Below are 21791 nucleotides of genomic sequence, written 5' to 3' on the forward strand. Positions count from 1 at the left end.
TTTATGCGTTTAATTTTTCTCTTTCTTGACTTCTTACTACTAAAACACTGATTAATATACTAGCTTCGTAGAGTATCATAATTGGAATTGTAACAATAATTTGACTTAATACATCTGGTGGTGTTATAATTGCTGCCACAATTAACACTATGACTAAGGTGTATTTTCGGTATTTTCTTAAAAATTCGGGAGTTACTAATCCTATTTTCGTAAGGAAGAAAATAATAATTGGTAATTCAAACAACAATCCACTAGCAATTGCTGATGTTTTCATTAAGCTAATGTACGAGTCAATATCTATTGAATTGCTGATTTCTGGACTCACAATATAGCTTGCAAAGAATTGAACTGATAATGGTGCAATTAAATAATAGCCAAATAATACGCCAACAAAGAATAAGAATGAAGAAACAATGATAAAAGACACAGCATATTTCCTTTCTTTTTCATAGAGCGCAGGACTTATGAATTTCCAAATTTCCCATAAAATGAAAGGAAATGCAAAAATGAATCCTACAGTTATGGAAGTCCACATGTGCATTGAAAATTGTCCGCCCATTTCTCTGTTTTGGATAGGGAGATTGATTTCTGTTATGCACATTGTTTCTTGCATATCAACATATTTTCCCAATTCACAGAAGAACTGATAGGTAACAAAATCAGGACTTTTGGGGCCAAAAATAATTTCGTTAAAAATAAAATCACTAAAGAAAAAAGCAACAACACCGCCAATTAAAATGGCAGCTGAACTTCTAACTAATAACCAACGTAATTCCTCGAGATGATCTAAAAACGACATCTCTTTTATGTTTTTTTCTGCCATTATACGATTCCTTCTTTTAAAATATCGTGTAAGTGAAGTATTCCTTTGTATTCGTTATTGTCAATTACTACTAATTGGGTAATGGAGTTGTTTTCCAAAATGTCTAAAGCTTCCGATACAAGAACAGTAGAATTGATATTTTTAGGGTTTTTAGTCATAATATCATTGGCTGTTAAATCTGTAAAAGTGTCTCTCGTGTTTAACATTCTACGAATATCGCCATCCGTTACGATACCAATAACCTGATTATTTTCAATAACAGCGGTTACTCCTAAACGTTTTTCCGAGATTTCCATGATTACTTTTTTGATGGATGCATCTGGAGTCACCATAGGTTTGTGAGTAGTATCTAACATGTCTTTTACGCGTAGCAATAATTTTTTTCCTAATGCGCCGCCAGGATGATATACTGCAAAATCTTCACTTTTAAAGTTGCGCATTTCCATTAAACAAACCGCTAAAGCATCTCCTAAAACTAGTTGTGCGGTAGTGCTGTTAGTGGGTGCTAAATTATTTGGACAAGCCTCACTTTCTACATAAGCATGTAAAATGTAATGAGATTCTTTTCCTAAGAACGAATTCTTATCGGCTGTCATACCTATTAAAGTATTTCCAAATCGTTTTAATAAGGGAGCTAAAACTTTTATTTCAGGACTGTTGCCGCTTTTTGAAATACAAATTACAATATCTTCAGGTTGTACCATGCCTAAATCACCATGAACGGCTTCAGCAGCATGTAAAAACATAGAAGGAGTGCCTGTTGAATTCAAAGTAGCAACAATTTTTTGAGCGATTAAGGCGCTTTTTCCAATTCCAGTTACTACAAGTCTTCCTTTGGTGTTGTATATCTCCGTAACACTTTTACCAAAGTCAGCATCTAAGTAGTTTACTAAGTTTTCAATGCTTTGGCTTTCAGAAAGTAAGGTTCGTTTAGCTGTTGCTAAAATGGTTTCAATTGTGCTCAAAATAGAAATATTAAAAAATTTGTATGTATAAAAGAAATTCGTATCTTTATGTTTGCAAATTTAGGTAAAATCATATTAATAGAGAATGAATCCACACGAAATTGATTTACATAAAGAATTAAAGAAATATTTTGGTTTTAGTCAATTCAAAGGACTTCAAGAACAAGTAGTTAAAAGCATTATTACAGGAAACAATACTTTTGTGATTATGCCTACTGGAGGAGGGAAGTCGCTTTGTTATCAATTACCAGCATTAGTGTTAGAGGGTACTGCTATTGTAGTTTCTCCACTGATTGCATTAATGAAAAACCAAGTAGATGCTATAAGAAGCTTGAGTTCTGAATATGGAATTGCCCATGTTTTAAACTCTTCTTTAAATAAAACAGAGATTGCTACAGTAAAAAAAGACATTACTTCAGGTGTAACTAAACTATTGTATGTAGCTCCAGAATCTTTAACTAAGGAAGAATATATTGAGTTTTTAAATGGTGTCAAATTATCTTTTGTGGCCATAGATGAAGCGCACTGTATTTCTGAATGGGGACATGATTTCCGTCCAGAATATCGTAATTTAAGAAATATTGTTCGTCTTTTAGGCGACGTGCCGATGATCGGATTAACCGCAACAGCTACTCCAAAAGTACAAGAAGATATCTTGAAAAACTTAGATATGCCTCATGCTAATACGTTTAAAGCTTCCTTTAATCGACCAAATTTATATTACGAAGTACGAACTAAAACTAAAAATATTGAATCGGATATTATTCGATTTATCAAACAACATAAAGGGAAATCTGGCGTTATTTATTGTTTAAGTCGTAAAAAAGTAGAAGAAATTGCGCAAGTATTACAAGTAAATGGTATTAGTGCAGTTCCTTATCATGCTGGTTTAGATGCTAAAACACGTGCGAAACATCAAGATATGTTCTTAATGGAAGATGTCGAAGTCGTAGTAGCCACCATTGCTTTTGGTATGGGAATCGACAAACCAGACGTTCGTTTTGTAATTCACCACGATATTCCAAAATCATTAGAAAGTTACTATCAAGAAACAGGTCGTGCTGGTCGAGATGGGGGTGAAGGTCATTGCTTGGCGTATTATTCGGACAAAGACATTGAAAAGTTAGAAAAATTCCTTTCAGGAAAACCTGTTGCCGAACAGGAAATCGGTTTTGCTTTGTTGCAAGAAGTGGTGGCGTATGCTGAAACTTCTATGTCGCGTCGTAAGTTTTTATTGCATTATTTTGGTGAAGAATTTGATGATATCAATGGTGATGGTGCCGATATGGATGACAATGTTCGTAATCCAAAAAAGAAAGTAGAAGCACAAGATCAAGTAGTTACCTTATTAAAAGTAGTTCGAGATACCAAACAATTATTCAAATCAAAAGAGGTAGTTTTAGCGCTTGTGGGTAAAGTAAATGCCGTGATTAAAGCCCAAAAAATCGACACTCAGTCTTATTTTGGTAGTGGTGCTGGTTTTGATGAAAAATATTGGATGGCTTTAATTCGTCAAGTATTAGTGGAAGGATTACTTACAAAAGATATTGAAACCTATGGGGTTTTAAAAATGGCTGAAAAAGGTGAAGCATTCATTAAAAAACCAGTTTCATTTTTGATGTCTGAAGATCATGAATATAATGAAGAAGAAGATGAAGCCATTGTAACAGCCGCAAAATCATCGGGAACTGCAGATGAGGTTTTAATGGGTATGTTACGTGATTTACGCAAGAAAGAAGCAAAAAAAATGGGCGTTCCTCCATTTGTTATTTTTCAAGATCCTTCTTTGGAAGATATGGCGTTAAAATATCCTATTTCAATTGATGAGTTAAGCAATGTGCATGGCGTTGGAGAAGGAAAAGCTAAAAAATACGGAAAGCCATTTGTTGATTTGATAAATAGATATGTAGAAGATAACGACATTATTCGCCCTGATGATTTGGTAGTGAAATCTACTGGGGCCAATTCGGGATTGAAATTGTATATTATTCAAAACGTAGATAGAAAGTTAGCGTTAGATGATATTGCCAAAGCAAAGGGATTGGATATGGATGGTCTGCTAAAAGAAATGGAGCAAATTGTTTATTCAGGAACTAAGTTAAATATCAGGTATTGGATAGATGAAATCTTAGATGAAGACCAACAAGAAGAAATTCACGATTATTTCATGGACTCCGAATCGGATAATATAAAAGATGCCTTAAAAGAATTTGACGGTGATTATGATATCGAAGAGTTACGTTTTATGCGTATTAAATTTATTAGTGAGGTTGCGAATTAAGATTAATTTCCAATTTCTGAATAAAAATATAAAATCCAAAGTCTATTTGTTTAATATAGACTTTGGATTTTTTTATTGATTTTTTGTTTAAAATATTTCCCCACGGTGCGGTTTTAAAACATCTCTAAACCTAATCATGTCTTTTTCTTCTACCACAATGAAAGCAATTGCATGTATTTCGTTCAAAACTTCAAAGCCTGTTTTTTCTAACGTTATTTTTTCTTCATCTAAATATTCTTTTAAATGAATATCATGATGTTCAGCAGTTTTAGCAGAAGCTTCTCCTCTAAAATCCCAAATTAGTTTTATTTTTCTTGACATCGTAATTAACTATTTTTCAAAGGTAAGTTTTTACTAAATTTGAAAAAACTATTTGTTATGAAAAGTGTGCTTTTTTTTCTGGTTACTAGTATCGCCTTCTCACAAAATTTAACAATTGATGAAGCAAATCATTTGGCGAGTTTACCTGTAAAATGCTTACAGCAAGAATATCCTAATAAACTAAATCAACTTTTACTGAATGAAACCGAATTACTTTCTCCAAAAGTATTACATCCTGCTTTTTATGGTTGTTTTGATTGGCATTCTTCGGTGCATGGGCATTGGAGTTTAGTTTACTTGTTGTCTAACTTTGAAAATTTAAAAGATAAAGAACTCATTATAGAGAAGCTTCAAATTAATCTTTCTAAAGAGAATATAGCTCAAGAAATGCTATATTTTGAGAAAACACATGAAAAATCTTTCGAGCGAACTTATGGTTGGAATTGGTTGTTAAAGTTACAACATGAATTAGAAATTTCAAATGATTTGTATGCTAAAGAATTGGCTGATAATCTTCGTCCGTTAACTAATTTAATTATCAAACGTTATATCGAATTTTTGCCAAAACTTTTATATCCTATTCGTGTTGGAACACATTCTAATACTGCTTTTGGACTAACAAATGCTTGGGATTATGCCGTTTTTTCTGGTAATATTGCTTTGCAAAACAGTATTAAAGTAAATGCAAAACGTATGTTTTTAAAAGATGAGAATTGTCCTTTTAATTGGGAGCCAAGCGGTACAGATTTTCTTTCTCCATGCATGGAAGAAGTAGCCATAATGCAACGAATTCTTCCTGAAAAAGAGTTTCTTTTATGGGTTAAAAAATTTGCGCCTCAATTATTTTCTAAAAAATGGAAATGGGAAGTCGCAAAAGTATCGGATAGAACTGATGGACATTTAGTGCATTTAGATGGACTTAATTTTAGTAGATCTTGGAATTTGTATGATTTGATACAGCATTATCCAAAAGAATTTTCTCATTTGAAATCAATGGCTGATACTCATTTGTCTTTCTCTTTGCCCTCTATTGTTGATGGTAATTATGAAGGCGAACATTGGTTGGCTTCGTTTGCTTTACGAGCATTTGAAGCAAAAAAATAGTTACAAATGCTTACTTTTGCAAAATAATTCATTTTTAAATTCATTTTATGCCTCGCGAATTTCAATTTCAAGTTTCACCCGAAGTAGCTGCAAGCGAAAGTTTGTTAGCCCAACATGTTGCTAAGTTATTTCAGGTTAGCCCAAAAGAAATTCAAAAAGTAGATATTTTAAAACGCTCTATCGATGCGCGTCAGAAAGCTATTAAAATGAATATCAAGGCGAATGTTTTTTTGATTGGAGAAGAATATAAAGCGCAAAAAATAGAATTACCTGATTATCCAAATGTAACGAATAAGCAAGAAGTTATTGTTGTAGGAGCAGGTCCAGCTGGATTGTTTGCTGCTTTGCAATTAATTGAACTAGGTTTAAAGCCTATCGTTATAGAGCGAGGAAAAGACGTTCGTGGTCGTCGTCGCGATTTAAAAGCAATTAATGTGGATCATATCGTAAATGAAGATTCAAATTATTGTTTTGGCGAAGGTGGCGCAGGAACGTATTCGGATGGAAAACTATATACTCGTTCTAAAAAACGCGGTGATATTGACAGAATTTTAGCCATTTTAGTAGGTTTTGGAGCTACGCCAGATATTATGGTCGAAGCACATCCGCATATTGGAACTAATAAATTACCACAAATTATTCAAGATATTCGAGAGAAAATCATCGAATGTGGTGGGCAAGTACTTTTTGAAACTCGTGTGACTGATTTCGTAATCAAGAACAACGAAATGCAAGGTGTTGTGGTTCAAAATGGTGATGTTATCTCATCTAATAAAGTGATTTTAGCTACTGGACATTCGGCTCGAGATATTTTCGAATTGTTACATAAAAGAGGCGTTCATATAGAAGCAAAACCATTCGCATTGGGTGTTCGAGCTGAGCATCCACAAGAATTGATTGACCAAATTCAATATTCCTGCGATTTTAGAGGTGATTATTTACCTCCAGCACCTTATTCCATTGTAAAACAAGTCAATGGTCGAGGTATGTATTCGTTTTGTATGTGTCCAGGTGGGGTAATTGCACCTTGTGCTACCGCTCCTGGCGAAGTAGTTACGAATGGTTGGTCACCTTCAAAAAGAGATCAAGCGACAGCTAATTCTGGAATTGTAGTCGAATTAAAATTGGAAGATTTCAAACCATATGAGAAATTCGGGCCGTTAGCGGGAATGGAATTTCAAAAAGCCATCGAACAAAAAGCATGGCATTTAGCTGGGCAGACTCAAAAAGTTCCTGCACAACGAATGGTTGATTTTACGCAAAATAAAGTTTCAAAAGATATCTCAAAAACATCTTATGTTCCCGGTACAACTTCGGTAGAAATGGGGCAAGTTTTTCCAGGATTTTTATCGCAAATTATGCGTGAAGGTTTTGTGCAATTTGGAAAAGCCATGAAAGGTTACATGACGAATGAAGCCATTTTACATGCACCAGAAAGTAGAACATCATCTCCAGTTAGAATTCCAAGAGATAATTTTTCTTTGGAACATGTTCAAATCAAAGGTTTGTATCCTTGTGGAGAAGGAGCGGGTTATGCAGGTGGAATTATCTCAGCGGCTATTGATGGTGAAAAATGTGCTTTAAAAATTGCGGAGAGCTTGTAATTCTATATCTTACCAATCTGCAAAAGAAATTCCTATTCCAAAAGTTGTTTGTCTGTGATTGTAATCAATCATAGTTTCTCCATAGCCTTCAAATGCTTGTATTTGACCTCGTAAATGACCTTTTATTGGGAACACATAATTCAGTTGAATACTTCCTCCTTCCAAACTTGTAAATGGATGTGTAATGATTGAGTAAAATTGGTGTTTGTTATAACTGTAAGCAATATTCAATTCTCCATTTCCAATGTATTTGGTAATTTTCGGGTTTTCATCTTCTTTGTCAGCTATTCTTATCCATGGATTTAATGTAACAATCCAATTGTTAATTTCATATCCAGTATGAAAAATAATTCTATTCCAACTTCTAGAGCCAGGAAGATCTTTTCCGTTTGATTGATGGTTTAAAGAAATTCCAATAGATTTGAATTGCCCACTAAAAAATTTAAAATGTATTGGGTATTTAAAAATTAGTTCAGGTTCATAATTTAATTCTCTGAAGGCTCTTGAAATATCGGTGTTGTAGATTTGCCAATGTGCTTTTTGTGTATAGCCTAACCAAATATCACCATTTCCCCACAACAAGTCTTGAATAATTTTTGTTTTAAAACTCAATTGAAATTTAGCTTCTACATGTTTATAAGGAGAACTTTCTGTGGCTGAGTAATCTGGGTTTTCGCTTTTTGGCTGTTTGTTTGGATTGCTTGATATTCTTCCTGCCGTTAAGTAAATAGGTTTGTATGATATTAATCTAAAAGTTCCTTTTTTGTTTGCTTTGTCTAGTTCCCAACGTTGTGAGTAGGTTTTGGTTATAATCGTGGTGTCTTTACTATAGTCTTGTCCGTAGATTGTGAATGATAGTAAAAAAAATAGCCAAGTGAATTGGTGCATGAGTCTTTTTTCTAAAATGAATTCTAATATACAAAAATAAAAGGTTTCTTAAACAAAAAAATCACAGTGAAAACTGTGATTTTAATATTAGATATAAAAGAAATTATATTTTTTTAACGTTTACAGCATTCATGCCTTTTGCGCCTTTTTCTAAATCGTAAGTTACTAAGTTACCTTCTTTAACATCATCTAGTAAACCACTAATGTGTACAAAGTATTTTTCGCCAGTTTCTACAGCTTTAATAAAACCAAAACCTTTAGAATCGTTGAAAAAATCGATGGTTCCTCTGCGTTCTGTTGGCGCTTCTTCTTCCTCGGTTCTTCTTGAAGTACCAATTTCGATGCTTTCTACATCAACAATAATCTTTTTAGATGGATCTGGAGGTGTGCTTGTTAAGTGACCGTTCTCGTCTACATATACATATAAATCTTCTCCTGATAATTTAGGATTTGATTTACGTGCTTCTTTCTTCTCTTGTTTCTCTTTTCGTTTTTTAGCACGAAGTTTTTCTTGTTCTTTTTTGTTAAAGGTTTCTTGTGGTCTAGCCATTAAATTTTAAATAATTTTAATTAATATAATTTTGAAAAGTAAAAGGATAAAAATACACAAGCGGAATAAACAAGAAATTTATAAAGTACTTTTATTCAAAGTATTGCGAGAGGAAATTATTATCATTACCAATAATGCAAAGGTAATCAAAAAAACCTTCCCTTTGCTAAAACTTACTCTTTTTAAGTGTTAGCTGTTTATTTTTAAATAGAATTCAACACAAGTTAAACTTATCACAAACTAAAAAACTAGTTTCCAATCCTTTCTTTTTTCGTATTTTTGACAAGTATTTTCAATGCTATGATAGAAGAACAAGTAATATTAGTCAACGAACAAGATGAGCCTATTGGGTTGATGAACAAAATGGAAGCTCATGAAAAGGCCGTTTTGCACAGGGCTTTTTCTGTGTTTGTGCTGAATGATAAAAACGAAGTGATGTTACAACAACGCGCCCATCACAAATACCATTCACCACTTTTATGGACCAATACTTGTTGCAGTCATCAGCGAGCGGGTGAAACCAATATTGAAGCTGGCAAACGTCGTTTGTTTGAAGAAATGGGGTTTGAGACGGAGCTAAAAGAATTGTTTCATTTTATTTATAAAGCCCCTTTTGATAACGGTTTAACCGAACACGAATTGGATTATGTGATGATTGGTTATTATGATGATGCACCAGTAATAAATTTAGATGAAGTAGAAAGCTGGAAATGGATGCCAATTGAAGCTATTAAAGACGATATGCTTGCCAATCCAAATTCTTACACGGTTTGGTTTAAGATAATATTTGATGAATTTTACCATTATCTTGAAGATCATAAATTGTAAATTCTATTATAGGAATACAGATTAAAGAAATACAATAAAAAACATATTTCTTAAAGTTTAAAAATAATACAACATTCTGAATTCAAATTTCTAAATCCTAAATTACCATGAGAGTAACTGTTTCGAGAAAAGCCCATTTTAATGCTGCACATCGTTTGTATCGCAAGGATTGGAGTATGGAAAAAAATCAGGAAGTGTTTGGAAAATGTAATAATCCAAATTTTCATGGTCATAATTATGAATTAATAGTTTCAGTAACTGGAGAAGTTGACAAGGAAACTGGGTATGTAATTGACACTAAGGTTTTATCCGATTATATTAAAGAACATATCGAAGAAGCGTTTGATCATAAAAATTTAAACGAAGACGTTCCTGAATTTAGCGATTTGAATCCAACAGCCGAGCACATTGCTTATATTATTTGGAACAAACTTCGCATTTTAATCGATGCTGATAAAGAATTAGAAATTATCTTATATGAAACTCCTAGAAACTTTGTAACCTATAAAGGAAACTAATTATGGCAATTCAAATTGGAGATAAATTACCAAGTTTTAAAGCAACTAAACAAGATGGAACTGCTTTTGAAAGTGCTTCCATTCATGAAAAACCCATTGTGATTTACTTTTACCCAAAAGATTTTACGCCAGGTTGTACTACTCAAGCGTGCAGTTTTAGAGATGCGTATCAAGATTTTCAAGATTTAGGCGCTGAAGTTATTGGTGTAAGTGGTGATTCGGTGAGTTCGCATCAAAATTTTCGTCAAAAACATAATTTGCCTTTTATTTTACTTTCGGATACAGATCGTAAATTGCGTAAGTTATTTGGTGTTCCAACAGCACTTTTTGGACTTGTGCCAGGTCGCGTTACTTATGTTTTTGATGCTCATGGAAAAGCAATTTATATTTTTGATAGCATGAGTGCTAAAATTCATATTGCAAAAGCTTTAGATGCTATTCAGAAAGCAAAATAAATTAATTTCATATAAAAGTAACAGCATCAATTTCTTTATTTCGTTAGAATTTTTGCATCTTTGTAATTCATTATTCTGAATATGAAGTTTTATCCTTTAACCTTTACTCCGATACTTAAAGACCGCATTTGGGGTGGGAATAAATTGAAAATCTATCTCAATAAACCTATAGTTTCTGAAACTACAGGCGAGAGTTGGGAAATTTCAACCGTTCCTGGCGATATTAGTGTGGTAAATTCTGGTGTTTTAAAAGGGAAGAATATAAATGATATTATCGATTTATATCCTAATGAAATATTAGGGAAATCCGTTATAGCTCGTTTTGGAAAACAATTTCCATTGCTTTTTAAATTCATTGATGCCAAGGAGGATTTATCTATTCAATTGCATCCTAATGATAATTTGGCTAAAGAGCGTCATGATTCTTTTGGAAAAACCGAAATGTGGTATGTGATGCAAGCTGATGAATCGGCTCGTTTGGTCGTTGGTTTTAAAAAAGATTCTACTAAGGAAGAGTATTTAAAACATTTAGAAAGTAAAAGCTTAGTAGCTTTATTAAATGAATCACCTGTTAAAAAAGGAGATGTTTTCTTTTTAGAGACGGGTACAATTCATGCTATTGGGGCAGGAGTAATGGTGGCTGAAATTCAACAAACTAGTGATATTACTTACCGTATTTATGATTGGGATAGATCAGATGTTACTGGAAAAAGCAGAGAATTACATACAGAATTAGCTTTAGAAGCTATTAATTATGCGGTAACTCCTGTTAAGGTTTCATATACAGAAGAAGTTAATAATAGTATTCAAGTGGTTAATTGCTCTTACTTTATTACAAATATTATTGCCTTACAAGATTGTTTTATTTGGAAAAGAAAAAAACAAGCTTTTACTGTTTTTATGTGTACTAATGGGCAATTTGAAATGGTGGTAAATGGTGAAATTTTGCGATATCGCATGGGAGATACCATTTTAATTCCGGCTTGTATTGAGAATTTAACCATTAAAGGAAAGGCTACTTTATTAGAAATTAGTATTTAACTGCTTGTTTTTTGATTTAATTCAATATGTTTTGATTAAATCCGACGTTTATGTTTGTTAAAAATAATTATTCAATATAGTCTTCTTCGTTTTCGTCTTCTTCGTTTTCTAAACTGTCTTGCATGTAATCTACAACAATTGTTATTATTGTTTTTAAAGTTTCATTACAATTTTTAAACTCAATTTTTTCTAATGCTTCAATTCCATGAATTCTAATTAAGTTGCTTATTAATGCATGAATAAAAGATTGTGTGGCATTATTAACTCCTTTAAAGTCTAAACAGATTGTATTTCCGTTTTTTATTGAAGGTTCAATAAGTGTTGTTCTAACATTTTTTGCTTTGTTTTTGTTTTCAGCGAATTCGCCAAAACGTTCAAAAACACTAATTATCATCATTTAAGTAAATTTTGGTTTTTTGTATTTTAACTTATTTCTATTTTTCACATCTAGTGAATATACATCTCTGATTTGCTTCAATAATTCTTGAAATTCACTCTCTGAATCTAAAGATATATCAAATCCAACTACAGTTCCTTTCCAATAATTTGTTATATTTTTCAATGAACAATTGTCCTCTAACGGATTCGAATTTAGTTTAGTATCATTTTCACCATTTTTATCCTTTTTTAATCTAAAAAGAGCATCTCCAGAATATAAAATAAAAAAATTATTACTCACTTTTGCAATACTTTTTGTAAAAAAAAGACCTGCACCTGCGTTATATTCTGTGCCACCTATTCTTGATGTCGTTCCAGTAATTCCTGGTGTTAATGCAAGTTTGATAGCTTCTAAATTATCTTTTGGTGAGTGAAAATGACTTAATGCCTTTTTTAAACCTATGCCAGTATCAGCAATACCAATTGATACTCTGTTACTTTTTTTACTATATTGAGCACACAAGATTGCGCCATTTAAAGATTGTGAATGTTCTAAAACATTTCTAATCATTTCACTCATTACATATTTAATTGCATCCGCTTGTTTTGGTGGTGAATGTAATAGAGGAACTAATTCCTGTATCGTTTCTGTTAGTTTTGTTGAATCTTTAATTTGAGTTAAAGGAATTATTCTTCCGGATAAATCTCTGTCAACAGATTTTTTATCCATATTTAACATATTTAATAAATTGAATTTTATTAATTGATTTTCCATTTTTGTGTGAGCAGTTAATCTTATGTTTTTGTAAACACCTGGATTTGCTCTCATAACTTCTAAACCTAATGCTCCAATAATTGATAAAACTACAGGGTGAATAGAAATCCATTTAGGATCAAATGAGATATCTAGCTTTGTGTTGTCTTCAATATCAATATTTCTCAAAAAACCCTCAATATTACCTAACCAAGAACTATACGGAATGTGAACTTTCATTAAATCAACTTTTAGATGTTATCAAATATAAATAAAAACAATTAATACTTAATTATTTAGTATTAATAAAATAATTATCTTTGTTTCAAATTTTAAATTTATACAAAATGGCAAGCGTTAAAAACTTGAAAAAAGAAATCAACTACGTTTTAGGTGATATTGTAAACATCGTTTACATTTGGGAAATGTCTACAACAGGAAAACCAACTGAAGCATCTGATAAATTAATTGATGAAATTTACGAAACTTTCGATGCTTTAATGACAAAAGCAAATCAAAAAGACGTTGAGAATAAAAAAGCACATTTTAAACAAATTCGTAAAGAATACGAAGCGGCTGCTAATCAATTTGTTGCAAAAATAAACGAGTTAAATTAAAAAAATTAAGAAAAAAAGTGCAAAAAATATTTGGAAATTAAAAATTCACCCTTATATTTGCACTCGAAATTTGAGTTGCCAGCGTAGCTCAGCTGGCTAGAGCAGCTGATTTGTAATCAGCAGGTCGTGGGTTCGAGTCCCTCCGCCGGCTCAAATTAAAAACCATCACTTAACTGTGATGGTTTTTTCGTTTTTTGGGAGTTTTGGTAAACAAAAAACCACAACTTATTGTTGTGGTTTCTAGTAATCTTACTTTATTATTTTTCAGTAGCTTTTCTTTCTTTTACAAATTCGGTAAGCATTTTTCCGTATTTTGATTTGGCAACTTCAGGAGTCATGCTTTTTTGAATGGTATCTAAATAGGTTATATTGATGTTTGCAATTTCTGATAACGCTAAATACGGTGCTATTGCTGCATCTCCGTGTGTGGTAGCAAAATGAGCAGTATAACGATATTTTCTTGTCAATAGGTTTTTATACGCCTTCTCAATGCTGTCTGTGGTGGTTGTATTGGGTTTTAATTCGTTTTTTAAACGTTTGGCCATTAAAGCTAAATTTTGGTCTCTAAATTTACTGTTAATGCTGTCAAATTTTTCCCATAAATCATGATTTTTAGACCCAGATATTTTGGCATCCGCAAAAAAATGTTTTAAGGTTGTTTCAATTTTAATAGTTCCCGGCTCAGCAAAAAACGGCAGACTATTGTCAATGGAATTTGTTTGTCCTCTGTCTAAAAATAAATACAACATTTCAGGGCTTTCTAGTTGTAAGTGACTTTCAAATTTGGAGTCTCCATTAATTGAAATGCTGTCTAATATTACTAAGGTTGAATCTTGAATTCTTTGTAAATATAATTTTCCTTGGCTTAACCCTTTTATATCTCCTGTAATATGAAGGTTTGCATTGGCATCGCCTTTGTTTTTGTTACAAGCGAATAATGTAATAGTGGCAATAGCGAGTAAAAATATCTTTTTCATCTGTTTGAATAATTTTGAGTTCGCAAAGTAAATAAAAAAATCCTCAAAATACTATGTACTTTGAGGATTTTCAAGTGCAATATCAATTGTAAAATTCAATTTCAAATTTTAAATACTCCTAAAATCTAAAATCAATATTATTCAATCTTAAGTTTAACCTCTTAACCAAGCTTCTCTAACTGCTTTTTTAGCATCATCTGTTGCTTGGTATCCTTCTTGTTTTTCTTTTGGCATTACAACATTTCCTTTTACAGTTTGTTCTTTACCGTCTCTTTTGATTTTTACGGTAACAGCTTCACCATCTTTCCAATTCATACTAGCCATGATTAAATCGTAGATATTGTCTAAGTTATAATCCTTACCGTTGAAAGCTAAAAGTGTATCATTGTTTTTAAGTCCAAGTGTTGTCATGAAAACATTTAATTCAATTTCTGGTAAAATCATGATTTCTTTTGTAGTTGGATTTACCGTAATGTAAGGTTGGCTTTGTCCTTTTAAGAATGGATTTCCAGCTACTTCAAGAGAAGCTTCTGTTACACCCATTTTAGCAAAATATTGTTCGTATGTAATAGGTGTTTCTCCAGCCACGTGATTTTTAAGAAATTCACCTACTGCTGGATAGGTTAATGCGGTAATTTTATCAAATAATTCTTCGTCTTTAAAGGCTTTTGATGTGCCATATTCTTTAGATAATTCTTGCATTAAATTAAGAATTCCTTTTTTGCCATTACTGTTTTCTCTTATTAAAATATCAACACACATAGCAATTAAAGCTCCTTTTTGATACACATTTAAGTATTGATCTTTGTAGGGTGCATTCAATACGTTTTTACTCATTTTTGTAAAACTCATATTGTCGTTCATTTGACGCGATTGTGCAATTTTACCAGCCATTCTTTCAAAGAATTCTTTTTCGTCAATTAAGCCTTGATTTACTTGGAAAAGGTTTGCAAAATATTCGGTAACACCTTCATACATCCATAAATGTTCAGACATTTGCGGATTGTTGAAATCAAAATATTGAATTTCATTAGAATGAATGGTAAGTGGCGTTACAATGTGAAAGAATTCGTGAGAAACAACATCTTTTAATTGTTCTTGTAGCATTTCTAATCCCATCATTTCTGGCATAACTACTACAGTTGAAGTTGGGTGTTCTAATGCTCCAAATCCTTTAGCATCTTTTGCTGCCATATCAGACAAATATAATAAGATGGCGTATTTTTTTGTAGAGTTAATTGGTCCTAAGAAACGTTTTTGAGCCTTCATCATGTTTTCCATGTTTGGCGTAATTTGTTTAGCGGTATATTTTCCTGTTGGAGAATATACACTTATGATAATTTCCATATCATCCACCATGAAAGAAGTAAAATCAGGTTTTGAATACATGATTGGCATTTCTACCAAACTTGCATATTTTGACATTACAAAAACATCAGAAGTTGCACTTGCATCTGTATCTATCATTGCCGAAACACCTAATAGGCTTTCTGGGTGTGTAACAGTTAATTTGTATGGTGTTTCTTCTTTTCCTTTGAAGTATCCAACAAATCCATGTGTGTTTAACATGAAGTTAGTTCCAGCATTAATATTTGTTCCTGAGGGAGAGAAGATGTCTTCGCTTTCGCCAAAACCTGCACCACCTTCGGTATCAAAAGAATCATTAACTAAATAGGTGATTTTTGAAAGTTTTTTAGCATCAAAAATAGTATATGAATTTTCGTCAATTTTCGCTACTTTAATGGTGTTGCCTTTCGCATCAAAAGCTTTTACATTTTCAATAAAACGACCGTAATCGTCTTCTGAATAGGTTCCAGGGACAGTTTTAGGGAAATGGAAAGTTACGGTTTCACTTGTAAAAGTTGGAGGCGTAACAGTTACCATTACTTTATCTTCTTTTACATTAATTAAATCGATAGTTACTGCAACATCGTTTTGTTTAGCAGTCGATTGAGTTGAACTACAACTCCATAAAAATCCTACAAAAGCTAGGGAAAGAATAATTTTTTTCATTTTATCAAAATTGAATTATTGATAAGTAGAATTAATGAAGTTTTTGTTACAATTAGGGCCTATAAATTTTATTTTCAGTAATTTGTTGTTGCAGTTTACACTTGATTTTATCGATGCTATAAGTGCGGAGTTTAGATTTTTAGTTGTTCAACTCCGCGCTCTTATTTTCTTTATGTGGGAAATAATTTTTTATGTAAAAAAAACTCTTGCTGATCAAGAGTTGAATTTTTAGTCGAATTTATTTTTAAAATAGTATTTACTGTCTAAGTCATCGTCTTCTAAAGGGTTGAATTTTAGTGGTTTTGGTTTTGGCTTGCTAGCAATGGCTTTCTTTTTCCAAAGTTCAAAATTGTCTTTAGATAATTTTTCAGTCATAAAGTCTGTTATATCACTTTCTGATAGGCCAAATTTTTCTTTTAACACTTCAAAAGGTTTTTTTTCCTCTTGAGCCATAGCAAAAACTTTTTTTAAAGTTTCATGGTCTAAATCTGAAATTCTATTTTTTTTCATTTTTTTAAAAAATTATTCATTGGCAACACTTGAAAAAGATTCATTTGTTTTACCAACTTGGGCTTCATTTTTAATTTTAAAAGTTATTTTGTTTGATTTTAGTAGATGAAAATTAGTTTCATTGATTTATTGGTTCATACTTCAATATTAATAAAAAAATAAATTCAAAAAATGCCTCAATTGTTTTTTTTTGGATATTTTAAAATTTTATTGAACTTGATGTGTTTTTTTGAAGAATATTTATAGAATGGTTCTAAATGTTAAATTTATTCTATCTTTTTTAGATTGAGTTGCTTTGGGTATTTGGTGTTTATAATGTATTTGACTTCCTTCTTTCATTAGTAATAAACTTCCATGAGATAGATTCAGCGTTAATTTAGCATCGGGATTATTGTTGTGCTTTAGTTGAAATTTACGCACTTCTCCAAAGCTAACGGATGCAATTATAGGATTTCTCCCTAATTCTTTTTCATTATCGGCATGCCAACCGTTACTGTCTTTTTCGTTTCGATATAAATTGGCTAAAACTGTGGTGAAATGCTGTTGAGCAATTGCTTCAATTTTTTCTTTGATATATACTAAAGTAGGATTCCAAGGATTGGGATGCATGGTTATGCCAGAATATGAATAGGGTTTTCCTTCGTTCCCAAATAAGCAAGTTAGTCTGGGTTGCGCTATTTTCTTGCCAAAAATGGTAATTTCATCGTGTTGCCATTTAGTTTCATCGTGAATTTTTTTGAATAGTGCTTCGGCTTCATCATTCGTAAAAAAGTTGGGGTAATATTCAAATACCGCATCGGGTAGCGGTAAAATAATTTTCTCTTTTGGAAACAAGTCGAGCATAAAAAAAGCGATGTTAAAAACACCGCTAATTTACTATTTATTTTTTCTTGAATTGAATATTCATGATTATAATAGCAGTAATTATCAGTACAATTCCAACCCATTGAATTAACAAAACTTGTTCGTTTAATAAGAAATAAGCCATCATTACTGAAACCGGTAACTCTAATGACGAAACAATACTTCCCAATCCAATTCCTGTATGAGGAAATCCTGCATTTAATAGCATGGGTGGAATAATTGTACCAAATAGTGCCAATACGATTCCCCATTTAGTAAAAATTTCAAAGTTAAAAGGCGTTGTTTGCGTATACAAACTAAACCCAAATACAATAATTGCTCCACCTAATAGCATATACAAACTTCTTTGTGCTGACGAAATACATAATGCTACTTTGTTGGCAGTAAACATGGTTGTTGTAAAAGAAGCTGCTGCTAAAATTCCCCAAAATAATCCGTTTGCCCAATCTATTGATGGGTCGTTAAAGTTAATTTTAAAAATATTGATAGCTAAAGCTGTTCCAATTAAAACAATAATTACCGCAATTGTTTTTTGTACTGATGGTGCTTTTTTATCAAGAAACCATTCTAATAATACGCCCATCCAAACCGTCTGCATTAATAATACAATTCCAATGGAAACGGGAATGTATTTAACGGCTAAATAGTAAAATACACTTGTCATGCCTAATGAAGTTCCAGCTAACATTAGGTTAAAAATGTTTTTTGGAGTTGCTTTTACAGCGGTATTTTTGTTTTTTGTTCTTTGGAATAAATTGATGATTAAAATACCAATAATTCCATAGATGAATTGAGACGAGGTTACTTCAGCTGTTGTGAAATTTTCTTGGTAGGCTAGTTTTACAAAAGTAGCTAACATTCCATAGCTTGTAGCACCTAAAGCAACTAAAAAAACTCCTTTAATTATATTATTTTTTGACATCTCCTGATTTTTAAGGGGCGCAAAGATAGGGAAAAAGAAAAAAGGGTATAGATAAAAGAAAAAAGATTTTTTGGATGGTTTAATTTTAGTAAGAATTTAACAGAATACCCTTAAATAAAAATTAAAAATAGGAGTTATGTTATTTTAATCCCATTTTTATGAAACACTTTTTACTATTGATTGCGGTTTGTTTTTTATGTTGTAATAATGCAGAAAACACAACGGAACCCATAAAAAATTATTCAAAATTTCACAACGAATCGTTAGCGTATTGTATAAATAATGGATTTAATGAAGACTATTATTTTTTAGTTGATTTAAGTGTTCATTCAGGTAAAAATCGATTCTTTATTTATGATTTTAAAACAAAAAAAATTATTGATAAAAATTTAGTAACCCATGGTAGCTGCGATCAATTTGAAGAAAATTCAGCTAAATGGGAAAAAGTAAAATTCGATAGTAGAGTTAATAGTCATTGCTCCATGAAAGGCAAATATAAAATAGGTAATCGCGATTATAGTTCTTGGGGAATCAACGTAAAGTATTGGTTGCATGGACTAGAATCAACCAATAAAAGCGCTGAAAAAAGGGTAGTGGTTTTGCATTCTTGGAATGCTGTTAAAAATAAAGAAGTGTATCCAAAATATGCGCCATTGAGTTGGGGTTGTCCTGCTGTTTCTAATGAATTTATGGAAAAATTAGATATTCGATTACAAGATTCAGAAAAACCAGTTTTGCTATGGATAATAGATTAGTGCGTTTGTTTTGTAACAAATTTAGAAAATACTGACTAATTGCAAATAAACTATTCCAATGAAAATTTTTTTAATTTGTTTCTCTTTATTGACTATTCAAGCCATATTTGCTCAACAAGAAACAGCAAAAGACACTACTAAAACAACTGAATTAAATGAAGTTGTGGTTCAATCTAAAAAGAAAAGTATTGAGCAAAAAGCAGATAGAACGATATTTGATTTTTCAGAACAAAGCCATTTGAATTCAGGTTCTGTAATGGAAGGATTAAAAAAATTACCAGGATTAATAGTTTCTGATGTAGCCGGAATGATGTATCAAGGAAAACAATTAGAAGTATTTATGGATGCAAGACCCTTGAATATTTACTCTAATGAGCTTACTTCCTATTTAGAGAGTCTTCCTGCTAATTCTATCGAAAAAGTGGAGATTATCACTCAGCAGGGAGCTGAATTTCCTGCTATTTCGGGCGGTGCCATTATAAATATTGTTACTTCAAAAAACGCAAAAAAATATCTTTCAGCAACCTATTCAAACGGATACAGTTATACAAATTACGATAAATCACGTCATCGATTCAACAATAGTTTATTGGTAAACGTTAAAAATAAGTGGTTTGGTTGGCAAGTGCAGTTGGGTCAAAATTTTAATCAAGGGTATCAACGTACCAATTTTCAAAACGAGAGTACAGTGTTGTCTAAAAATACAACCGATAGAGAAAATCGTTTTTATTTTTTTAAAACAGGTTTGAAATTTGATTTAAAAAAAGACCGATTGTTGGTCAATTATGATTTCACCACTTCAAATAATGATGCGCTCATTGATGCAAGTGGTTTTGGATTTGCAACCAGCGATCATAGTAAAAATAAACTCAACCGAAATGATGTTGCTTTAAATTATCAAAAGCGATTTGATGATATAACCAAGAAATTAGATTTTCGATTTAATGTAAATTCTGTTGCCAATGCTTTTGATTTGAATAATAGAATTTCTGGAAATTCTGTTTTGGATAATGGTTATGATCAACTATTTTATCAATTTAAAACCGATTATTCGCAAGATCTTTCCTTTTTAGAAAAGACTAAGTTTTCAACGGGTGTTTTAGCTGATAAATTAGAATTTGAAGCGCAAAGTTTAGATGTTATCAATTTAGATTATCAACGAACTACTTTAGCCGCTTATTCTGAATTTCAATCTTCCTATAAAAAGTTTGATTTTATTTTAGGAGGAAGATTGGAGTCGTACTCTATTGAAGGAAATACTGATGTAGACAAGTTAATTCCATTTAATCAAACTCGGTTTTTCCCAAATGCAAGCATTCAATACAATATTATTCCACAAGTTTTTGTGAATGCTAATTATAATAAAAAGATTAGCTTACCCAATACTTCCGCATTAAATCCGAACAATACCAATTATCAAAATCCAAATGTTTCCTTTTTTGGGAATCCTAATTTAGAGCCTACCATTTTTGATAATTATGAGTTAAAAATTAGCGCTTTTGAATACTTTTTTATTAGTTATTCTCGTAGCGATGCGAATAATCAGGTAATGAATAGGATAATAGCTGATGGTGATGGTGCTGCAAGTATTTCAGAAAATATCCCTCAAATTACCATTCATAATTTTAATTTTGGATTGCCAGTCCCTTACATGTTGTTCACCAAAGGTTTAAAAGAAATCTTAAAGTTTGATTTTAATCCAGATGAGATTAATTTTTTGTATTTATATGTGGGACATCAAAAGCACAATTTACCAGATGTTAACGGAAAAGGTTTGTGGTTTTTTAATGCCATGTCTCAAATGGTGTTGCCAAGTAAAATTAAGTTTACAGCAAATTACAACACTTCATCAACTGGAGGAAACTACTACTATTATGAAAATAGAGTGCCGTTTAGCCAACAATTTGATGTTACTTTTGCTAAGAAATTCTTAGATAATAATTTATCAGTTTCTGTTTATTGTAATGATATTTTTAATACCAATAAACAAGGCTTTAATGCTCTTGGAACGAATTTAATTTACGAAAGTAAAAATGATTCAAGACGAGTTGGAATTAGCTTAAATTATAAAATTCCAACTAAAAATAAATTAGCAAAAGAAGAAGGAAATATTTTAAATAACGATAAAAAAGAAGATCAGCCAGCAATTGGTAATTAATTACTCAACATCTTCCGACAAATCTTTTAAATGAACTCTAAGAGCGTTTACTGAAATACTAATTTCCCAAAATGAAATACCTAGTGAAATTAATAAACAAAGTAAACTTGCACCAAAAACATAAATTCCTATAGTCTCTTGACTAACATACAAAAGTAACATGGCAAAAACGGATAAGAACAAGCACATTACGCCAAAAAGTTGCATGTAACGAATTAAGGTTAATCGTAAGTTTAAGTTTTTAATTTCAAGTAAAATACTTTTGTTGTGATTGTCTTCATAGTTTTTCTTTAAGCTACGCACAATTTGCGCAATAGTTAAAAAACGATTGGTGTAGGCAAGCAAAATTAGTGATGTTGCTGAGAATAGTAATGCTGGAGTTTCAAGAGAAAGTGTCATATAAAAGAATTTATCAAATATAAAAAAATCCTGATAGGTTTCAAGAGCCTATCAGGATTAAAATTC

23 protein-coding genes and 1 tRNA gene are annotated in these 21791 nt (G+C 31.6%); 11 read left to right on the top strand and 13 right to left on the bottom strand.

Going from position 1 to position 21791, the window contains the following annotated elements:
- Nucleotide 1: 1 nt before the first annotated feature.
- Both tatC and RSE15_RS11225 read right to left on the bottom strand, forming a co-directional pair.
- Nucleotides 2-823 carry a twin-arginine translocase subunit TatC gene (gene tatC, locus RSE15_RS11220; protein WP_324068645.1) on the bottom strand — a complete coding sequence of 274 codons (822 nt, stop codon included), beginning with the start codon at nt 821-823 and terminating at the stop codon, nt 2-4.
- The gene (locus RSE15_RS11225) at nt 823-1788 is read right to left on the bottom strand and encodes a KpsF/GutQ family sugar-phosphate isomerase (RefSeq protein WP_324068646.1); all 966 of its coding nucleotides are present in this window, start codon (nt 1786-1788) and stop codon (nt 823-825) included. The genes tatC and RSE15_RS11225 overlap by 1 nt, the downstream gene beginning before the upstream one ends.
- An 85-nt stretch (nt 1789-1873) precedes the next feature.
- On the opposite strand from RSE15_RS11225, the gene recQ reads away from it, so the two are divergent.
- Complete coding sequence (gene recQ, locus RSE15_RS11230; RefSeq protein WP_324068647.1) at nt 1874-4069, top strand: DNA helicase RecQ; 2196 nt, start codon at nt 1874-1876, stop codon at nt 4067-4069.
- Between the two features lie 87 nt (nt 4070-4156).
- Here the strand turns inward: recQ and RSE15_RS11235 are convergent, their stop codons facing one another.
- Entirely contained in the window at nt 4157-4390 is a 234-nt protein-coding gene (locus RSE15_RS11235) for a hypothetical protein (RefSeq protein ID WP_324068648.1), read from the bottom strand.
- A gap of 57 nt (nt 4391-4447) precedes the next feature.
- On the opposite strand from RSE15_RS11235, the gene RSE15_RS11240 reads away from it, so the two are divergent.
- Complete coding sequence (locus RSE15_RS11240) at nt 4448-5494, top strand: DUF2891 domain-containing protein (RefSeq protein WP_324068649.1); 1047 nt, start codon at nt 4448-4450, stop codon at nt 5492-5494.
- Between the two features lie 47 nt (nt 5495-5541).
- The gene (locus RSE15_RS11245; RefSeq protein ID WP_324068650.1) at nt 5542-7098 is read left to right on the top strand and encodes an NAD(P)/FAD-dependent oxidoreductase; all 1557 of its coding nucleotides are present in this window, start codon (nt 5542-5544) and stop codon (nt 7096-7098) included.
- 9 nt (nt 7099-7107) lie between these two features.
- Here RSE15_RS11245 and RSE15_RS11250 read toward each other — a convergent pair whose 3' ends face one another.
- Complete coding sequence (locus RSE15_RS11250) at nt 7108-7986, bottom strand: phospholipase A (RefSeq protein WP_324068651.1); 879 nt, start codon at nt 7984-7986, stop codon at nt 7108-7110.
- Between the two features lie 103 nt (nt 7987-8089).
- Entirely contained in the window at nt 8090-8536 is a 447-nt protein-coding gene (locus RSE15_RS11255) for a cold-shock protein (RefSeq protein WP_324068652.1), read from the bottom strand.
- Nucleotides 8537-8836: 300 nt separating this feature from the next.
- Between RSE15_RS11255 and idi the strand changes: the two genes are divergently transcribed.
- From idi to RSE15_RS11275, 4 genes are all read left to right on the top strand, one after another.
- Entirely contained in the window at nt 8837-9364 is a 528-nt protein-coding gene (gene idi / locus RSE15_RS11260) for an isopentenyl-diphosphate Delta-isomerase (RefSeq protein WP_324070458.1), read from the top strand.
- A 107-nt stretch (nt 9365-9471) separates the two neighbouring features.
- The gene (locus tag RSE15_RS11265; protein WP_324068653.1) at nt 9472-9882 is read left to right on the top strand and encodes a 6-pyruvoyl trahydropterin synthase family protein; all 411 of its coding nucleotides are present in this window, start codon (nt 9472-9474) and stop codon (nt 9880-9882) included.
- 2 nt (nt 9883-9884) lie between these two features.
- Nucleotides 9885-10337: a peroxiredoxin gene (locus tag RSE15_RS11270; RefSeq protein ID WP_324068654.1), complete on the top strand. Its 453-nt coding sequence runs from the start codon at nt 9885-9887 to the stop codon at nt 10335-10337.
- A gap of 81 nt (nt 10338-10418) precedes the next feature.
- Entirely contained in the window at nt 10419-11378 is a 960-nt protein-coding gene (locus tag RSE15_RS11275) for a type I phosphomannose isomerase catalytic subunit (protein WP_324068655.1), read from the top strand.
- A gap of 67 nt (nt 11379-11445) precedes the next feature.
- Here the strand turns inward: RSE15_RS11275 and RSE15_RS11280 are convergent, their stop codons facing one another.
- Both RSE15_RS11280 and RSE15_RS11285 read right to left on the bottom strand, forming a co-directional pair.
- Nucleotides 11446-11775, bottom strand: coding sequence for an STAS-like domain-containing protein (locus tag RSE15_RS11280; RefSeq protein ID WP_324068656.1), 330 nt, complete (start codon nt 11773-11775; stop codon nt 11446-11448).
- On the bottom strand, nt 11776-12750 hold the full coding sequence (locus RSE15_RS11285; RefSeq protein WP_324068657.1) for an ATP-binding protein: 975 nt from the start codon (nt 12748-12750) through the stop codon (nt 11776-11778). It lies immediately after the preceding gene.
- A 107-nt stretch (nt 12751-12857) separates the two neighbouring features.
- On the opposite strand from RSE15_RS11285, the gene RSE15_RS11290 reads away from it, so the two are divergent.
- Together RSE15_RS11290 and RSE15_RS11295 are read left to right on the top strand one after the other, a co-directional pair.
- The gene (locus RSE15_RS11290; RefSeq protein WP_153207631.1) at nt 12858-13127 is read left to right on the top strand and encodes a hypothetical protein; all 270 of its coding nucleotides are present in this window, start codon (nt 12858-12860) and stop codon (nt 13125-13127) included.
- A 77-nt stretch (nt 13128-13204) separates the two neighbouring features.
- A tRNA-Thr gene (locus tag RSE15_RS11295) sits at nt 13205-13278 on the top strand.
- Nucleotides 13279-13384: 106 nt separating this feature from the next.
- Here RSE15_RS11295 and RSE15_RS11300 read toward each other — a convergent pair.
- The 5 genes from RSE15_RS11300 to RSE15_RS11320 form a co-directional block, all read right to left on the bottom strand.
- Nucleotides 13385-14104 (bottom strand): DUF4369 domain-containing protein, encoded by a 720-nt coding sequence (locus RSE15_RS11300; RefSeq protein ID WP_324068658.1) that lies wholly within the window; start codon nt 14102-14104, stop codon nt 13385-13387.
- A gap of 153 nt (nt 14105-14257) precedes the next feature.
- Entirely contained in the window at nt 14258-16117 is a 1860-nt protein-coding gene (locus tag RSE15_RS11305; RefSeq protein ID WP_324068659.1) for a M61 family metallopeptidase, read from the bottom strand.
- 228 nt (nt 16118-16345) lie between these two features.
- Entirely contained in the window at nt 16346-16627 is a 282-nt protein-coding gene (locus tag RSE15_RS11310) for a DUF2805 domain-containing protein (RefSeq protein WP_324068660.1), read from the bottom strand.
- Nucleotides 16628-16867: 240 nt separating this feature from the next.
- Nucleotides 16868-17470 (bottom strand): alpha-ketoglutarate-dependent dioxygenase AlkB family protein, encoded by a 603-nt coding sequence (locus tag RSE15_RS11315; protein ID WP_324068661.1) that lies wholly within the window; start codon nt 17468-17470, stop codon nt 16868-16870.
- A 37-nt stretch (nt 17471-17507) separates the two neighbouring features.
- Entirely contained in the window at nt 17508-18413 is a 906-nt protein-coding gene (locus RSE15_RS11320; RefSeq protein WP_324068662.1) for an EamA family transporter, read from the bottom strand.
- A 158-nt stretch (nt 18414-18571) separates the two neighbouring features.
- Between RSE15_RS11320 and RSE15_RS11325 the strand changes: the two genes are divergently transcribed.
- A complete protein-coding gene (locus RSE15_RS11325; RefSeq protein WP_324068663.1) occupies nt 18572-19168 on the top strand; it encodes a murein L,D-transpeptidase catalytic domain-containing protein in 597 nt (198 codons plus the stop codon).
- A 58-nt stretch (nt 19169-19226) separates the two neighbouring features.
- The gene (locus tag RSE15_RS11330) at nt 19227-21326 is read left to right on the top strand and encodes a TonB-dependent receptor domain-containing protein (protein WP_324068664.1); all 2100 of its coding nucleotides are present in this window, start codon (nt 19227-19229) and stop codon (nt 21324-21326) included.
- On the opposite strand, the gene RSE15_RS11335 is transcribed toward RSE15_RS11330, so the two are convergent.
- Nucleotides 21327-21725: a DUF2721 domain-containing protein gene (locus tag RSE15_RS11335; RefSeq protein ID WP_324068665.1), complete on the bottom strand. Its 399-nt coding sequence runs from the start codon at nt 21723-21725 to the stop codon at nt 21327-21329.
- Between the last annotated feature and the right edge of the window lie 66 nt (nt 21726-21791).

It is taken from the genome of Flavobacterium sp., from assembly GCF_035195345.1.
Lineage (GTDB): Bacteria > Bacteroidota > Bacteroidia > Flavobacteriales > Flavobacteriaceae > Flavobacterium.

Bases quoted from the DNA above. Each gene is read 5' to 3' on its own strand.
- RSE15_RS11325 (WP_324068663.1), top strand. From the start codon at position 18,572: ATGAAACACTTTTTACTATTGATTGCGGTTTGTTTTTTATGTTGTAAT.
- RSE15_RS11320 (WP_324068662.1), bottom strand. From the start codon at position 18,413: ATGTCAAAAAATAATATAATTAAAGGAGTTTTTTTAGTTGCTTTAGGT.
- RSE15_RS11265 (WP_324068653.1), top strand. From the start codon at position 9,472: ATGAGAGTAACTGTTTCGAGAAAAGCCCATTTTAATGCTGCACATCGT.
- RSE15_RS11250 (WP_324068651.1), bottom strand. From the start codon at position 7,986: ATGCACCAATTCACTTGGCTATTTTTTTTACTATCATTCACAATCTAC.
- RSE15_RS11280 (WP_324068656.1), bottom strand. From the start codon at position 11,775: ATGATGATAATTAGTGTTTTTGAACGTTTTGGCGAATTCGCTGAAAAC.
- RSE15_RS11310 (WP_324068660.1), bottom strand. From the start codon at position 16,627: ATGAAAAAAAATAGAATTTCAGATTTAGACCATGAAACTTTAAAAAAA.
- RSE15_RS11255 (WP_324068652.1), bottom strand. From the start codon at position 8,536: ATGGCTAGACCACAAGAAACCTTTAACAAAAAAGAACAAGAAAAACTT.
- RSE15_RS11285 (WP_324068657.1), bottom strand. From the start codon at position 12,750: ATGAAAGTTCACATTCCGTATAGTTCTTGGTTAGGTAATATTGAGGGT.
- RSE15_RS11275 (WP_324068655.1), top strand. From the start codon at position 10,419: ATGAAGTTTTATCCTTTAACCTTTACTCCGATACTTAAAGACCGCATT.
- RSE15_RS11235 (WP_324068648.1), bottom strand. From the start codon at position 4,390: ATGTCAAGAAAAATAAAACTAATTTGGGATTTTAGAGGAGAAGCTTCT.
- recQ (WP_324068647.1), top strand. From the start codon at position 1,874: ATGAATCCACACGAAATTGATTTACATAAAGAATTAAAGAAATATTTT.
- RSE15_RS11270 (WP_324068654.1), top strand. From the start codon at position 9,885: ATGGCAATTCAAATTGGAGATAAATTACCAAGTTTTAAAGCAACTAAA.
- RSE15_RS11315 (WP_324068661.1), bottom strand. From the start codon at position 17,470: ATGCTCGACTTGTTTCCAAAAGAGAAAATTATTTTACCGCTACCCGAT.
- RSE15_RS11240 (WP_324068649.1), top strand. From the start codon at position 4,448: ATGAAAAGTGTGCTTTTTTTTCTGGTTACTAGTATCGCCTTCTCACAA.
- RSE15_RS11330 (WP_324068664.1), top strand. From the start codon at position 19,227: ATGAAAATTTTTTTAATTTGTTTCTCTTTATTGACTATTCAAGCCATA.
- tatC (WP_324068645.1), bottom strand. From the start codon at position 823: ATGGCAGAAAAAAACATAAAAGAGATGTCGTTTTTAGATCATCTCGAG.
- RSE15_RS11300 (WP_324068658.1), bottom strand. From the start codon at position 14,104: ATGAAAAAGATATTTTTACTCGCTATTGCCACTATTACATTATTCGCT.
- RSE15_RS11290 (WP_153207631.1), top strand. From the start codon at position 12,858: ATGGCAAGCGTTAAAAACTTGAAAAAAGAAATCAACTACGTTTTAGGT.
- idi (WP_324070458.1), top strand. From the start codon at position 8,837: ATGATAGAAGAACAAGTAATATTAGTCAACGAACAAGATGAGCCTATT.
- RSE15_RS11305 (WP_324068659.1), bottom strand. From the start codon at position 16,117: ATGAAAAAAATTATTCTTTCCCTAGCTTTTGTAGGATTTTTATGGAGT.
- RSE15_RS11245 (WP_324068650.1), top strand. From the start codon at position 5,542: ATGCCTCGCGAATTTCAATTTCAAGTTTCACCCGAAGTAGCTGCAAGC.
- RSE15_RS11335 (WP_324068665.1), bottom strand. From the start codon at position 21,725: ATGACACTTTCTCTTGAAACTCCAGCATTACTATTCTCAGCAACATCA.